Below are 13842 nucleotides of genomic sequence, written 5' to 3' on the forward strand. Positions count from 1 at the left end.
CCCGGGCCCGGCGCCGGGCGCAACCGTGACGCGATCCCTTGCCTCCCAACCGTTTGCGCCGGTGCCGGGGGGCGCGGCGGCCGTGTTGCGCCGCCGTTGCGGCCCGCTCCGTAGAAATGCGTTCACCGGACGATCGTGACGAGGAGACAGGCGTGAATACTTCCGATGGCTGGCGGCGTCTCGAATCCCGGGTTGCCGCGACCAACCGCCGGGTCGCGGCGCTCGAGTCGGACCCGAGCCGCAAGAACAGCTTCGTGCCCTACAAGCACGACCGCCACAGCGCCTACGGCGAGATCTCGGGCGAGCGCTACCTGATGATGTCGGGCTACAGCTACCTCGGCCTGGGCGGCGACGAGCGCATCGTCGCGGCGGCCAAGGCGGCGCTGGACGTCTACGGCACCGGCACCCACGGCGTGCGCGCCCTGGCCGGCTCCACGCCGCTGCACGAGGAGCTCGAGGCCGAGGTCGCCCAGTTCACCGGCCGCGAGGCGGCGATGGTGTTCGGCTCCGGCTACGCCGCCAACGTCGGCACGATCGGCGCCATCGTGGGCCCCGGCGACGCCGTGTTCATCGACAAGTACGACCACGCCAGCATCGTCGACGGCTGCAAGCTCAGCGGCGCGACGGTGACCCGCTTCCGCCACAACGACCCCGACCACCTCGACCGCCGCCTGCGCGACGTCGGCGGTGACGGCGTCCGCCTGGTCATCGTCGACAGCGTCTACTCGATGGACGGCGACATCGCGCCGCTGCCCGAGCTGCGCGCCGTCTGCGACGCGCACGAGGCGCTGCTCATGGTCGACGAGGCGCACGCGCTCGGCGTCATCGGCCGCACCGGCCGGGGCATCGAGGAGCACTTCGACAACCAGGTGAAGGTCGACATCAAGCTCGGCACCCTGTCGAAGGCGATCCCGTCCAACGGCGGCTACGTGGTGGGCACCCGCGAGCTGATCACGCACATGCGGTACAACGCCCGCCCGTTCCTCTTCTCGGCCGCCCTCGCCCCGGCCCAGGTCGGCGCCGCGCTGGAGTCGCTGCGCATCCTGCAGGCCGAGCCCTGGCGGGTCGAGCACACGCAGCGCGAGGCCGAGCGGCTGCGCCGCATCCTCAACGCGGCCGGCATGCGCACGCTGGACAGCCAGACCGCGGTCATCCCGCTGATCGCCGGCTCGGACGAGGCCGCCTACGACTACGCGACCGCGTGCCGCCGGGCCGGCGTCATCGGCCTGCCGGTGGTCTCCCCCGCGGTGCCGAACGACCTGGCCCGCCTGCGGATCGCCATCACCGCCCGGCACGACACCACCGACATCGACGTCGCCGCCGAAGCCTTCCTCAAGGCGGCGCGCGAGTGCCGGCTCATCGCGGACTAGCACCATGTCCGGCCACGAGGAGATCGCGATCACCGGGATGGGCGTCGTGTCGCCCGCCGGGTGCACGCTCGAGGAGTTCTGGGCCACGGTGCGTGCCGGCCGCTCGACGGCGGCCGCGCTCACCGACCCGGAGCTGGCCGACCACCCGGTGCGGATCGGCTGCCGGGTGCAGGGCCTCACCGACGAGGGGCTGACGCCCAAGGAGGCGCGACGGCTCGACCCGTTCGCCCGCTTCGGCGTCGCCGCCGCCACCCGCGCCTACCGCGACGCCGGCTCGCCGACGCCCGACCCGGCCCGCACCGCCATCGTCGTCGGCAACGCCGTCGGCGGGCGGCGGACCAGCGACGACGAGAGCCGCAACTTCGCCCGCTCCGGCCCCCGCGGGGTGAGCCCGCTGATGCCCCTGCTGTCGATGCCCAACGCGGCGGCGGCGCTCATCACCATGCGGCTGGGGTGGCTCGGCCCGGCGCTGACCATCGCCACCACGTGCGCCAGCGGCGCCGACGCGATCGGCCACGGGATGGCGCTGCTGCGCGCCGGCCGGGCCGACGTGGTGCTGGCCGGCGGCTGCGAGTCGATCCTGACCCCGGTCACCATGGCCGCCTTCGCCAACCTCAACGCGGTCTCCTACCGCAACGACGCCCCCGAGCGGGCCTCCCGCCCGTTCGACGCGGACCGGGACGGGTTCGTGATGGGCGAGGGCGCCGGCTTCGTGGTGCTGGAGCGCCTCGCCGACGCCCGCGCCCGGGGCGCGCGCACCTACGCGGTGGTGGCCGGCTACGCGGCCGGCGCCGACGCCCACCACCTCGCCATGCCGCTGGACAACGGCTCGGGCGCGGTCGCCACCATGACCGGCGCCATCGCCGACGCCGGGCTGACCCCGGCCGACATCGTCCACGTCAACGCACACGGCACCTCGACGGTCCAGAACGACCGGGCCGAGGCCGTGGCGCTGCGCAAGGTCTTCGGCGCCGGCGGCCCGCCGGTGACCTCGACCAAGGGCGTGATCGGCCACCTCATCGGCGCCGCCGGCGCCGTCGAGCTCATCGCCACCGTGCACGCCATGCGGGCCGGCCAGGTGCCGCCGACCGCCAACCACGAGCGGACCGACCCGGCGATGGAGATCGACGTCGTACACGGCGCCCCGCGCGCGGTGCCGGTCGGCCCCGCCCTGTCGAACTCGTTCGGGTTCGGCGGCCACAACGCCTGTCTGGTGGTGACCCCCGTATGAGCACCGTGACCGCAACCGCGATCGACGTCGCGGACTACCGCGCGGTGGTGCGCGGCATCCTCGGCGCCGGGCCGGGCGACGGATCGGCCAGCCCGGTCCACCCGTTCGTGCTGGCCTCCCCCGCCTTCGAGCGCATGACCGCCGGGATGCGGGAGCGCTCCGGCGACGGGGCGATGGTCCACCTGGGGCAGGAGATCACGGTGTACCGCCTGATCCGCCCCGGCGACACCGTCACCACCGGCCTGGAGGTCCTCGGTGCGCGCCGCGAGCCGCGCGGCGTGCGCCTGGCGATCCGCTGCACCCTCGACGACGGCGGCACGCCGCTGGCCGACCTGGTCACGCACGTGCTCTTCGGCGGCGCCCAGGTCCCGGAGCCGTTCGGCGACATCCCGCAGTCCGCGGCGCCGGCCGCCCTCGGCCCGGCCCTGCCGCCCACGGTCAGCGTGCACACGATCTCGCGGGAGGCCATTCGCGAGTACGCCCGCGTCTCGCTCGACGACAACCCGATCCACCTCGAGGACGAGGCGGCGGCCGCGGCCGGCTTCCCCGGCGTGATCGCGCACGGCATGAGCGTGCTCGCCCTGGTCTGCGAGGACGCCGTGGACCGCTTCGCCGGCGGCGACCCGGACCGGGTCCGGGCGCTGGCCTGCCGGTTCTCGGCCCCGGTGCAACCGGACGAGCCGATCGAGGTCGCCTACGCCGGCACCACCGACGTCGTCACCTTCACCGTGCGCACGCCGCGCGGCCCCGCGCTCAAGAGCGGCTGGATTCGGCTGGGGGACCCCGATGAGTGAGCTCACCGACGCCATCACGGCGCACGCCCGGACCAGCCCCGACGCGCCGGCCCTGGTGTGGCACGACGAGGTCACCACCTACGGCGAGCTGCTCGCCAGGGCCGAGGCGCACCGCGCCGAACTGGCCGCGCTGCACCTGCCGCCGGCCGACCCGGTCGGGATCGTCGCGGCGAAGTCGCCGGAGGCGGTCGCGCTGATCCTCGGCTGCCTGCTGGCCGGCCGGCCGTTCCTGCTGCCGTCGCCCGCCCTGCCCGACGAGGTGCTCACCCGGCTGCTCGGCCAGGCCGGCTGCCGGCACGTGCTGGGCAGCGCCCGGCCGGACGGGACGCCGGACACCACCGGCGCGTTCACCGTCCCGGTCGGCACCACGTTCATGCTGACCACCTCCGGCTCGACCGGGCTGCCGAAGGTCGTGCCGCTGGAGCGCGGCGCGATCGACCGGTTCGTGGCCTGGGCCGGCGAGGCGTTCGACCTGCGCCCGGGCGCCACGGTGCTGAACTTCGCGCCGCTGAGCTTCGACCTGTGCCTGCTCGACGTCTGGTCGACGCTGGCGCACAGCGGCCGGGTGGTGCTCGTCGACCCCGACCGGGCGACCAACGGCGCGCACCTGCTCGAGCTCGTCGTGCGCTACGACGTCGACGTGATCCAGGCCGTGCCGATGTTCTACCGGCTGGTGCACGACGCCGCCCGGGACGAGCGGCCGCTGTCCACAGTGGTCACGCACGCGCTCTTCACCGGCGACGCGATGCCGCAGCAGCTGCTCGGCGAGCTGCCGGCGATGTTCCCGAAGGCCCGGCTGTACAACGTCTACGGCTGCACCGAGACCAACGACAGCTTCGTCTGCGAGGTCCGCGAGCCGGCGGACGGCGCCTCCATCGGCCTGCCGCTGCCCGGCGTCTCCGCCCTCGTCATCGACGACAACGGCCTTCCCCTGACCGGGGTGGGCACCGGCGAACTCCTGGTGTCCACTCCGTTCCAAACCGCGGGGTACCTCGACCGGCAGCGCTTCGCCGACCGGTTCACGGCCCACCCCACCGGCGCCGACAACCGTCGCTACTTCCGCACCGGGGACCTCGTCCGCCGGGAGGCCGACGGCCGCGTCCACCTCGTGGGCCGCCGCGACCACCAGGTCAAGATCCGCGGGGTGGCGATCAACACCGCCGAGGTGGAGCACGTGCTGCTGCGCCACCCGAGCGTGATCGAGGCCGCGGTCATCGCCGAGCCGGACCCGGTCGCCGGGCGGAAGCTCGTCGCCCACGTCCGCCGCGCCGCGGCCGGCGACGGCGCCGCCCCCGTCAACAGCCTCACGCTGCGCGAGCACTGCGCGCGGCGGCTCCCTCGCGCGGCCGTGCCGTCCGTCCTGCGGATCGTCGACGCACCGCTGCCCCGGACGTCGACCGGAAAGGTCGATCGGATCGCACTCACCAACTCCGGAAAGGCAACCGCAGCATGAGCGAGCACATTGCCGTCATCAAGCAGTACATCGTCGAGGAGTTCCTGCCCGACATGGCCCCCGAGGACCTGCCGGTCGAGCACGACCTGCTGGCCGACGGCGTCATCGACAGCCTGGGGCTGCTCAAGCTCATCGCCTGGATCGAGGACCGCTTCGGCCTGCCGGTCGGCGACGAGGCCATGGACCCCGAGAACTTCCGCAGTGTGCAGGCCATCGACGCGTTCGTGACCGGTTCCCGGCCCGGCGTGCCGCAGGTCGCGGGGGGCTGATCGCCGTGCCCGACGCCGTGACCGCGCTGCTCGACCGGGGCGCCCCGATCCCGGTCGAGCACTGGCGGGCGCTCTGGGACACCGTCGAGGCGGGCGGGCTGGACGGGCCGCACAGCTCCGCCCTGCTCGCCTCCCTCGCCACCGAGCTGCCCGGCGACGAGACCCTCGCCGCCCTGCTCGGCTCGCTCCGGGAGCGCCGGCCGGCCGAGCCCACGTGGCCGGACACGGTGAACGTGGTCGGCACCGGCGGCGGCCCGAAAACGTTCAACGTCTCGACCGCGTCGGCGTTCGTGGCCGCCGCCGCCGGGGTCCGGGTGGTGAAGACGGGCTCGCGGGCGTACACCAGCAGCCTCGGATCCGTCGATCTGCTGGAGCGCCTCGGGGTCCGCCCCAGCGCCACGCCGGCCCGCACCGAGCAGACGCTCGAGCGCTTCGGCATCGCCTTCGCCGGCGGGTACGTCTACCCGCCGGTCCTGGCCCGCCTGGCCCGCTCGGTCATGCCGATGGGCATGAAGAGCTTCGGCCGCTTCCTCAACGCGCTCGGCCCGTTCATGGCCGCGCTGCCGGTGGCCGCCCAGGTGACCGGCGTGTCGGCCAAGATGCCGCAGGAGCGGCTGCGCCGCCTCGCCGCGACCGTCACCGACCGGCGGATCTGGCTGTGCACGAACGGCCTCGGCGCCGACGAGCTGCTCCCGTTCACCGACAACACCGTGCACACGCCCGACGGCCCCGTCGAGCTGGCGCGCGGCTCCCTCGTCGGCGGCGACGGCTCGCTCGACGACCTCGCCCCGGTCGCCCCGCAGGACGCGCCCGCGCACTTCGCCGCGGTGCTCGCCGGGCGGGCCGGGCCGGTGGCGCTGCGCACGGTGTGCCTCAACGCCGCGGCCCTGGCCGTCGCGGCCGGGACGGAGCCGGACTGGGCCGGCGCCGTCGCCCGCGCGGAGGACGCCGTCCACAGTGGAGCCGCGGCCAACCTGCTCAACCAGATGCGGGCCGGGCTGCGGACGCCGGCGGTCGCTCATGCCTGACGAGTTCTTCCCGGGCCGCCGCCACGGCCGGCCGGGAGTGGCCCTGTTCCTCAACGCCGGCGACCCTCCGCTGGACGTGCTCGGCGACGTCGTGCACATGCTCGACGAGGCCGGCGTGGACTGCCTGGAGCTCGCCGTACCCTTCCCGGACTCCGTCACCGACGGCCCGGTGGTGCGCCGCTCCGCGCGGCGCGCCCTGGACGCGGGCGTGGACCTGCGGGCGGTGCTGGCGTTCATCGCCGAGCACCGGCCGTCCCTGCGCCGGCTGCGCATCGCGCTGCTGGCCGACTGGAGCCACTCGGTCAAGCCGCACCCGCTGTCCACAGTGGTCGGCGAGGTGGCCGCCAGCGGCGCCGACGGGCTGCTGCTGCACGCGCTGCCGCCGCGGCTGGCCGAACCGTACCGGGCCGCGGCCGCCACCGCGGCCCTGCCGATCGTCACCACCTGCTACGCCAGCGGCTCGGCGGCCTCCGTCGCGGCCGCCGCCGAGCACGCCTCGGCCTACCTGTACCTGGTTGCGCACTACGGCCGCAGCGGCACCCCGCCCGCCGCCGGCTTCGCCGACCTGTCCGGGACCGTGGCGCGCCTGCGCGCCATGACCACCGCACCCATCGCCGTCGGGTTCGGGGTTCGTACCGGATCGGATGTGTCGGCCGTCCATGACTGCGGCGCCGACGCGGCAATCGTCGGCACCGCGGGGGTGGCTCGGATCGAGCGCGCCCTGGCCGACAACGAGGACGTCGTCGTGGCACTGCACGACTTCGTCCGGTCCATCCAGCCGGCGTCTGCAGATCAGGCGCCGCGTCCCTCGGGAGGCAGAAATGATCATCCGTGAACTGGCGAACGTGAAGACGGTGGACTGGGGCAACGGCCTCAGCCGGCGCTTCCTGCTTGCCTCCGACGGCATGGGCTACACCGTCACCGACACGACGGTGCGGGCGGGCACGAAGTCGAACCTGCAGTACCGCAACCACCTCGAGGCCTGCTACTGCATCGAGGGCTCGGGCGAGGTCGTCGAGCTGGACGGCACGTCGCACCCGATCACCCCGGGCACCCTGTACGCCCTCGACAAGCACGACGACCACTGGCTGGTCGCGTCGCCGCACGAGGACCTGCGCCTCGTGTGCGTGTTCACCCCGGCGCTGAACGGCGACGAGGTCCACCGGCTCGACGAGTCGGGGTCGTCCGCGTACGGGTCAGCGTCATGATCGAGTGGGACGCCGATCAGCGGGCGCTGCGCGCGGGCCTGGCGCGCTGGTTCGACATGCTCAACGCCGACCATGTCGAGCTGGACGAGAAGGGCGCCTTCGCTTGGGACAAGTGGAAGGTGATCCAGCAGTCCGGGCTGCTCGCCCTGCCGTTCCCGCGAGAGTACGGCGGGCTCGGGCAGAGCCTGCTCACCACGATGCACGTGTTCGAGGGCATGGGGCACGGCTGCCGCGACGCGGGCCTGACCTTCTCGGCCACGACCAGCGTGGCGAGCGTCGGCGTCCCACTCGAGCGGTTCGGCTCGCCCGAGCAGCGCGCGAAGTACCTGCCGCGCGTCTGCTCGGGCGAGCTGATCGGCGCGCACGCCATCACCGAGCCGCAGGGCGGCTCCGACGCGCTCACCATGCACACGACGGCCGAGCGCGACGGCGACGACTACGTCCTCAACGGCGAGAAGACCTTCATCACCAACGGCCCGATCGCCGACGTGATCACGATCTACGCCCGCACGCGCCCGGACGCCGGGCCGCTGGGCGTGACCCCGTTCCTGGTCGAGCGGGGCACGCCGGGGCTGCACTGCGGCGAGCCGATGCGCACCATGGGCCTGCGTACCTCGCCGATCGGCACGATCACCCTGCGGGACTGCCGGGTGCCGGCGTCGCAGGTCGTCGGGCGCGTCGGCGGCGGCTTCCTCGTCCTCGACCACGTCATGAAGCGCGAGATCCTGCTCGCCTTCGTGCTCGACCTGGGCCGCATGCAGCACCGCCTGGAGCGGTGCATCGCCTACGCCAAGCAGCGCGTGCAGTTCGGCAAGCCGATCGGGCAGTTCCAGTCGATCGCCAACGCGATCGTCGACATGAAGCTGCGCACCGAGACGGCCCGCAAGTGGCTCTACGACGCCGCGGAGCTGCTGCAGCGCGGCGGCAACGCGACCGCGGACATCGCGATGGCCAAGCTCGTCACGAGCGAGGCCAACCTGGCCAGCAGCCTGGCCGCGATGCAGGTGTTCGGCGGCAAGGGATTCCTCGCCGAGCACGGGATCGAACAGGACGTCCGCGACGCCGTCGGCGGGCGCATCTACTCGGGCAGCAACGAGATCCAGTACAACCGGATCGCCACCATGCTGGGGTTGTGACGTGCGAATCAAGGTGTGTGGGGCCAGGAGCCGAGCCGATGTCCGGCTCCTGGCCGGAGCGGGGGCCGACTGGGTCGGCCTGTGGCACGGCGTGCCGGGCGGCGGGGCCGAGCTGCCCCCGGCGCTCTTCGCCGATCTCGCGGACTACTGCCGGGCCATCGGCGGCCCGGAGGCGGTGCTGGTGACGTTCCTCGGCGACGCCCGGAAGCTGGCCGGCCTGGCGGTGCGCACCGGCGTGCCGATCGTGCAGCTGCACGCCTACCAGCCCCCGGCGGTCGTGCGGGCGCTGAAGGCGGCGGCCGACGTCGTCGTGGTGAAGGTGCTGCACCTGCAGGGCGACGCCTGCGCGGAGGCGCGGTTCATCCCGGCGTACGAGAAGGCCGGGACCGACCTGTTCCTGCTGGACACCGTCGCCGCCGACGGCAAGGTCGGCAGCACCGGCCACGCGCTCGACCCGGCCGCGGCGCTGGCGCTGGCGGACCGCCTGGAGCGGCCGTTCCTGCTCGCCGGCGGCCTGACCGACCGGCGCAGCGAGGAGCAGGAGGAGATCGCCGCCCACCCGCTGTTCCACGGCATCGACGTGGACACCGCGGCCCGGGACGCCGGCGGCGCCTTCGCCCCCGCCCAGGTCACCTCGATCGCCCAGTGCTGGCGCGCACCGGCCCGCGTGCTGGCCCCGGTCGCGGTCTGACGGGCCCGGCCGTGTTCATCGATGCCCTGCTGGCCGCGGCGCGGCCGGTCGTCATGGAGCTCAAGCGGACCGACGGCGACGGCCGGCCGCTGCTCGGCGACCGGCCCGTCGCCGAGGTCGTGGCCGCCTACACGGCGGCGGGGGCGCCGTGCCTGTCGGTGGTCACCGGCCGCTGGTTCGGCGGCTCGCCGGACCTGCTGGCGGAGGTGGCCGCGCTGACCTCGCTGCCGCTGCTGCAGAAGGACTTCATCACCCGCTCCTCGCAGCTGTCGGCCGCGCGCACGCTGGGCGCGTCGGCGGTGCTGCTCACCGCCGCGCTGCTGCCGCGCACGGCGCTGCACCGGCTGGTCGGCGCGGCCCTGGAGGCCGGGCTGACCCCGTTCGTCGAGGTGGTCACCGCGGACGAGGTGGCCGGGCTGCCGCACGCCGAGGCGTGCGTGGTGGCGGTCAACAACAAGGACATCAACACGCGCGAGCGCAGCGGCGGCGGGATCGCCCGCAGCCTGGACCTGCTGCCGGCGGTGCTGGAGACGGGCACGGTGTGCCCGGTCAGCGCGTCGGGGATCGAGGGCCCGGCGGACGCCCGCAAGCTGCTGGACGCGGGCTACGCGGGGCTGCTCGTCGGCACCTCGCTGCTGCTGGCCGGCGACCTCGGCGAGTGGTCGGCGATCACTCGCTGAGCATCGTTAATTTTTGCGCACCGTTAAATCTTCGCGACGGCGGCCCCGCGGCCTTTCGGCCTCGGGGCCATCGCGCGTGTCAGGCACTGATCTGCCCCAGGGTCACCTTGCGGTGCTCCAGCGGGCTCACCCCGCGGACCCGCTTGAATGCCGTGCTCAACGCGAACGCGCTGCCGTAGCCGACCGTCCGGGCCACGTTCCCGACGGTCGCACCGGGCTCGGCGAGCAGGTCGGCGGCGAGGGTGAGACGCCAGTTGGCCAGGTACTTCATCGGCGACTCCCCCACCAGCTCGGTGAAGCGCCGGGCCAGCGCGGCCCGCGAGACGCCCGCCTTGGCCGCCAGGTTGGCCACCGTCCACTGGTAGGCCGGGTCGCCGTGCAGCAGCTGCAGGGCCACGCCGATGACCGGGTCGCGCTGGGCGCGGTACCACGCCGGGGTCGGCGCCTCGGGGCTGGCCAGCCAGGAGCGCAGCACGGTGACGACCAGCAGGTCCAGCAGGCGATCCAGGACGAGCTCCTGGCCCGGCTGGTCGCGCACGATCTCCACCGAGAGCAGGTCGACCAGCGGCCGCTCCCCCGCCCCGATCGGGTGCACCATCATCGTCGGCAGCACGCCCAGCAGGCGCTGGCTGACCTCGCTGTGCATCTGGTAGGTGCCGCTGAGCATGATGTCCTCGCGGCCGGAGTCGCTGCCCCAGGTGCGCACGCCGGGCAGCAGGGTCCCGCCCATGTCGGTGCCGTCGAGGGAGGTGCAGCGCTGGCCGGGGTGGATGACGATCTGCACCTCGGTGCCGGGCGCGTCGCAGATGGTGTAGGGCTCGGGGCCCCGCATGATGGCGACCTCACCCGGCCGCAGCCAGGTCGCCTCGCCGTTGTCGGGCACCACGAGCGCCTCACCCCGGGCCATGGTCACCACGGACAGCGGCGCCTCGTCCTCGATCCGCAGGGACCAGGGCGGCGTGAGCATGGACCGCAACAGAAACGCCCCACGGGCCCGCGGTTGGTCCAGCAGTCCCGTCAGCGCGTCCATGGGCCGAATTGTAGACGCCGGCGCATGAAAGTGAGTAGAAGAACCATGGCGGCTACGCCTCCGAGGCTCTTCACTGAGATTGACGCACGGCATTCCTGAAAGGACGATGGGCATGGAACTGGTTCGTGTAGTGACGCTGGTGTTTGCCACCCTGACCATGGGTCTCATCGCGGGCCTTTTCTACGCGTATGCCTGCTCGGTCATGCTGGCCCTGGGCCGCACCGAGGACCGGGTTTTCATCGATGTGATGCAGCGCATCAATTCGTCGATCCAGAACGGGTGGTTCGCGCTGAGTTTCATGGGGGCGGTGCTGTTCACCATTGCCACCCTTGTCGTACACCTCGGGGCGGGTGAGCCCGTGAAGCTCGCGCTGATCATCGCCGCTCTCGTGCTGTACCTGATCTCGTTCGTCATCACGGTGCGCGGGAACATCCCGCTCAACGCGCGCCTCGACGCCGCCGGTGCGGCGCAGCGCATCGGCGACCCGGCCGCGACCCGGGCGTGGTTCGAGCGCCCCTGGGTCCGGATGCACCTGGCCCGGACGCTCTTCTCGATCGGAGCGTTCGCCGCCCTCTGCGTCGCATCGGTACTGTGAACAACCTCCCAACCGAACCCCGCACGCCCCGCACGCTCCTCGGCACGCTGGTGCCGGGGGGCGTGTGCGTTGCCGAGGCGTTCCACGACGACGAGCCGGCGCCGCTGTACCCCGAGGAGGAGGCCGCCGTGGCCGGCGCCGATCCGGGCCGGCGGCGCGAGTTCGCCACGGCCCGCGCCTGTGCCCGGCGCGCCCTCGGCGAGCTGGGCCTGCCCCCGGGCCCGGTGCCCCGCGACCCCAGCCGGGCGCCGCGCTGGCCGGACGGCGTGCTCGGCAGCCTCACCCACTGCACCGGCTACCGGGGCGCGGCCGTGGCCCGGGCGAGCGCCTTCGCCTCGATCGGCATCGACGCCGAGCGGCACGCGCCGCTGCGCGCGGGCGTGCTGGAGCTCGTCGCCGGCCCGGCCGAGCGGGCCCGCCTGGCCCGGCTGGCCGAGGCCGACCCCGCGGTCGCCTGGGACCGGCTGCTGTGCTGCGCCAAGGAGGCCGCGTACAAGGCGTGGTACCCGATCGGCGGCCGCTGGCTGGGCTTCCTCGACGCCGACGCCGACCTGACGACGGACCGCGCCGACCAGGGACTGGATCGGCGCGGTGCGTTCACGGTCGTCGCCGGCAGCCTCACCTTTGCCGGGCGATGGCTGGCGCACGACGGGCTGCTGCTCGCCGCGGTGGCGACGAGCAGCAGCCCCGTGCTGGACCGGGAGGGTCACCGGACACCCGGGTAGGGCGCCCCGGGCCCGGGCGGGTAGGGCGGGGCGACCGGGGCCGCCGGTCGCTGCGCCCGCGCGTGCAGGGAGAGCGCCCGCCCGAGGGCGGCCACGGCGATCGTGCACAGCAGCGTGCGGAAGTGGTTGACCGTGACCCAGACGCCCTCGAAGTCGGCGCGCACCTTGTGCAGGTCGGCGATCTTGTCCACCGGTCCGGCGTTGGCCAGCTGGTTGTTCAGCGGGACCTCGACGCCCATCGTGAGGATCAGGACGATGAAGTACGCGACCGTCGCCACCGCCGTCCACAGCGCCGCGCCGCGGCGCTTCTGGACCAGCAGGACCACCGCGGCGGCCCCCGGCACCAGCAGGCCGCCGGCGAAGACCAGCCCGAAGAGGCCGTTCTCGATGTCCGCGTTGATGTGCTGCATCGCGGTGATGAAGGTGCGGTCGTCCGAGTCGCCGAGCCCGGGCATGACGGAGATGTCGAATCCCCAGAACAGGCCGGCCATGAGGCCCATGCACACGACGGCCAGGATGAGCAGGACGCCGGCGAAACCCTGTCCGCCGCCCGCCGGCTGCCCGCCGGTGGCCGATGGCCGGGCCGTGCTGTTGCCGAGAGTTGCCATGGTGCGCTTTCCCCCTGGATCGATATGGTTTTGCGTTGCTTGTGTTCCGGTCAGGCCGCCGCGTTGACCAGCTGCGGCCGCTCCTCGGCCCGGCCCTCGACCTCGAGGCGGCCGCGGTCCAGCACGCCGACGCGCCGGCACACCTGCCTGACCTCGGACTCGTCGCGCCCGGCGTAGAGGACGGCGACGCCGCCCTCACGCACCCGGCCGACGGTCTCGAGCAGCCGGTCGCGCCCCCGCGCGTCGAGCCCGCGGGTCGGCTCGTCGAACACGAGCAGCCGGGGCCGGCGCAGCATCGCGACGGCAAGGCTCAGCTCGCGCAGGACGGTCGGCGAGCAGCGGTTCACCGGGGTGCCGGCGTACTGCTCGATGCCCGCGCCGGTCAGCGCCTCGGCGACCAGCTCGCGCAGGTCCGCGCGCCGTTCCGCCGGCGAGGAGCGCTCGGCGTACGGGTGTCGTTCGGATCTGAAGGATCCCGGCAGGCCCCGCATCCGCGCCCACAGCCGCAGCGTCTCGGCGACGGTGAACGTCGGGGTGACCACCGCGCTGTGGGCCACATACGAGACGGGGTCATGCAGCGGGTCGGCCTCGGGGCCGGCGAGCGGCCGGTTGTCGAGCAGCACCACGCCCGGGTCCGCCGGCATCAGCCCGCTGACCATCCGCACGAGCGCGGTGCGGCCGAGGGTGTCCGACGGCGCGCCCGGCCCGGTCAGCCCGAGCGCCTCCCCCGGCCGCAGGTCGAAGCCGACGTTGTCGAGCACCGCCTCGCCGGCGAGCCGGTGCCGCAGGCCGTGCGCCGACAGCAGCGGCGCGCTGCGTGCCGGTGCCCCGGCGGTCCGCCGCGGCCCGTCGATGAACGGGTTGGTGGGCTTTCGGGTCCCGTGGTCCGGCCGGGGTTCCCGGCGCTGCGGACCACCACCTCCGCTACCCCGGCAGGCGCAGCCGGACCCGACGACATTGATGGATTCCATCAACTCTCCTCAGATGCGATCAGACGAGGGCGACCGCCCGCGGGCCCGGTTCC

General features: G+C 73.8%; 16 protein-coding genes. 13 read left to right on the forward strand and 3 right to left on the reverse strand.

The window, feature by feature from the left end; translation table 11 throughout:
• Positions 1-152: 152 nt before the first annotated feature.
• Genes ACQEVU_RS37025 through ACQEVU_RS37075 form a run of 11 tightly spaced genes read left to right on the forward strand, consistent with a single transcriptional unit; the run spans position 153 to position 9860 of the window.
• Entirely contained in the window at positions 153-1370 is a 1218-nt protein-coding gene (locus ACQEVU_RS37025) for an aminotransferase class I/II-fold pyridoxal phosphate-dependent enzyme (RefSeq protein WP_433331994.1), read from the forward strand.
• Between the two features lie 4 nt (positions 1371-1374).
• Positions 1375-2601, forward strand: coding sequence for a beta-ketoacyl-[acyl-carrier-protein] synthase family protein (locus ACQEVU_RS37030; protein ID WP_433331996.1), 1227 nt, complete (start codon positions 1375-1377; stop codon positions 2599-2601).
• Positions 2598-3395 (forward strand): MaoC family dehydratase, encoded by a 798-nt coding sequence (locus ACQEVU_RS37035; RefSeq protein WP_433331998.1) that lies wholly within the window; start codon positions 2598-2600, stop codon positions 3393-3395. The genes ACQEVU_RS37030 and ACQEVU_RS37035 overlap by 4 nt, the downstream gene beginning before the upstream one ends.
• Positions 3388-4848 (forward strand): amino acid adenylation domain-containing protein, encoded by a 1461-nt coding sequence (locus ACQEVU_RS37040; protein ID WP_433332000.1) that lies wholly within the window; start codon positions 3388-3390, stop codon positions 4846-4848. Before ACQEVU_RS37035 ends, ACQEVU_RS37040 begins: the two co-directional genes overlap by 8 nt.
• Complete coding sequence (locus ACQEVU_RS37045; RefSeq protein ID WP_433332002.1) at positions 4845-5117, forward strand: acyl carrier protein; 273 nt, start codon at positions 4845-4847, stop codon at positions 5115-5117. The genes ACQEVU_RS37040 and ACQEVU_RS37045 overlap by 4 nt, the downstream gene beginning before the upstream one ends.
• A gap of 5 nt (positions 5118-5122) precedes the next feature.
• Complete coding sequence (locus ACQEVU_RS37050; RefSeq protein WP_433332004.1) at positions 5123-6145, forward strand: hypothetical protein; 1023 nt, start codon at positions 5123-5125, stop codon at positions 6143-6145.
• On the forward strand, positions 6138-6980 hold the full coding sequence (gene trpA, locus ACQEVU_RS37055) for a tryptophan synthase subunit alpha (protein ID WP_433332006.1): 843 nt from the start codon (positions 6138-6140) through the stop codon (positions 6978-6980). The genes ACQEVU_RS37050 and trpA overlap by 8 nt, the downstream gene beginning before the upstream one ends.
• On the forward strand, positions 6967-7353 hold the full coding sequence (locus tag ACQEVU_RS37060) for an ectoine synthase (RefSeq protein WP_433332008.1): 387 nt from the start codon (positions 6967-6969) through the stop codon (positions 7351-7353). The genes trpA and ACQEVU_RS37060 overlap by 14 nt, the downstream gene beginning before the upstream one ends.
• Entirely contained in the window at positions 7350-8489 is a 1140-nt protein-coding gene (locus tag ACQEVU_RS37065; protein WP_433332010.1) for an acyl-CoA dehydrogenase family protein, read from the forward strand. Before ACQEVU_RS37060 ends, ACQEVU_RS37065 begins: the two co-directional genes overlap by 4 nt.
• A gap of 1 nt (position 8490) precedes the next feature.
• Positions 8491-9180 (forward strand): hypothetical protein, encoded by a 690-nt coding sequence (locus ACQEVU_RS37070; protein ID WP_433332012.1) that lies wholly within the window; start codon positions 8491-8493, stop codon positions 9178-9180.
• An 11-nt stretch (positions 9181-9191) separates the two neighbouring features.
• A complete protein-coding gene (locus ACQEVU_RS37075; RefSeq protein WP_433332014.1) occupies positions 9192-9860 on the forward strand; it encodes a hypothetical protein in 669 nt (222 codons plus the stop codon).
• A gap of 79 nt (positions 9861-9939) precedes the next feature.
• Here ACQEVU_RS37075 and ACQEVU_RS37080 read toward each other — a convergent pair whose 3' ends face one another.
• Positions 9940-10890, reverse strand: a complete 951-nt coding sequence (locus ACQEVU_RS37080) for an AraC family transcriptional regulator (RefSeq protein WP_433332016.1) — start codon at positions 10888-10890, stop codon at positions 9940-9942.
• A 112-nt stretch (positions 10891-11002) separates the two neighbouring features.
• Here ACQEVU_RS37080 and ACQEVU_RS37085 point away from each other — a divergent pair, with 112 nt between their 5' ends.
• Positions 11003-11485: a DUF1772 domain-containing protein gene (locus ACQEVU_RS37085; RefSeq protein ID WP_433332018.1), complete on the forward strand. Its 483-nt coding sequence runs from the start codon at positions 11003-11005 to the stop codon at positions 11483-11485.
• Positions 11482-12210: a 4'-phosphopantetheinyl transferase family protein gene (locus tag ACQEVU_RS37090; protein WP_433332020.1), complete on the forward strand. Its 729-nt coding sequence runs from the start codon at positions 11482-11484 to the stop codon at positions 12208-12210. Before ACQEVU_RS37085 ends, ACQEVU_RS37090 begins: the two co-directional genes overlap by 4 nt.
• Here ACQEVU_RS37090 and ACQEVU_RS37095 read toward each other — a convergent pair.
• Positions 12192-12818 carry a DUF1772 domain-containing protein gene (locus tag ACQEVU_RS37095; protein WP_433332022.1) on the reverse strand — a complete coding sequence of 209 codons (627 nt, stop codon included), beginning with the start codon at positions 12816-12818 and terminating at the stop codon, positions 12192-12194. The two genes, ACQEVU_RS37090 and ACQEVU_RS37095, sit on opposite strands and share 19 nt — an antisense overlap.
• Before the next feature lie 50 nt (positions 12819-12868).
• A complete protein-coding gene (locus ACQEVU_RS37100) occupies positions 12869-13789 on the reverse strand; it encodes an ATP-binding cassette domain-containing protein (RefSeq protein WP_433332024.1) in 921 nt (306 codons plus the stop codon).
• Between the last annotated feature and the right edge of the window lie 53 nt (positions 13790-13842).

Origin of the sequence: Dactylosporangium sp. CA-139066 (assembly GCF_050936175.1) — a bacterium.
Lineage (GTDB): Bacteria > Actinomycetota > Actinomycetes > Mycobacteriales > Micromonosporaceae > Dactylosporangium.

What these genes read in the sequence shown, in the direction of transcription:
- ACQEVU_RS37030 (WP_433331996.1), top strand. Translation starts at nt 1,375, where the DNA reads ATGTCCGGCCACGAGGAGATCGCGATCACCGGGATGGGCGTCGTGTCG.
- ACQEVU_RS37035 (WP_433331998.1), top strand. Translation starts at nt 2,598, where the DNA reads ATGAGCACCGTGACCGCAACCGCGATCGACGTCGCGGACTACCGCGCG.
- ACQEVU_RS37040 (WP_433332000.1), top strand. Translation starts at nt 3,388, where the DNA reads ATGAGTGAGCTCACCGACGCCATCACGGCGCACGCCCGGACCAGCCCC.
- ACQEVU_RS37045 (WP_433332002.1), top strand. Translation starts at nt 4,845, where the DNA reads ATGAGCGAGCACATTGCCGTCATCAAGCAGTACATCGTCGAGGAGTTC.
- trpA (WP_433332006.1), top strand. Translation starts at nt 6,138, where the DNA reads ATGCCTGACGAGTTCTTCCCGGGCCGCCGCCACGGCCGGCCGGGAGTG.
- ACQEVU_RS37060 (WP_433332008.1), top strand. Translation starts at nt 6,967, where the DNA reads ATGATCATCCGTGAACTGGCGAACGTGAAGACGGTGGACTGGGGCAAC.
- ACQEVU_RS37065 (WP_433332010.1), top strand. Translation starts at nt 7,350, where the DNA reads ATGATCGAGTGGGACGCCGATCAGCGGGCGCTGCGCGCGGGCCTGGCG.
- ACQEVU_RS37080 (WP_433332016.1), bottom strand. Translation starts at nt 10,890, where the DNA reads ATGGACGCGCTGACGGGACTGCTGGACCAACCGCGGGCCCGTGGGGCG.
- ACQEVU_RS37085 (WP_433332018.1), top strand. Translation starts at nt 11,003, where the DNA reads ATGGAACTGGTTCGTGTAGTGACGCTGGTGTTTGCCACCCTGACCATG.
- ACQEVU_RS37095 (WP_433332022.1), bottom strand. Translation starts at nt 12,818, where the DNA reads ATGGCAACTCTCGGCAACAGCACGGCCCGGCCATCGGCCACCGGCGGG.
- ACQEVU_RS37100 (WP_433332024.1), bottom strand. Translation starts at nt 13,789, where the DNA reads ATGGAATCCATCAATGTCGTCGGGTCCGGCTGCGCCTGCCGGGGTAGC.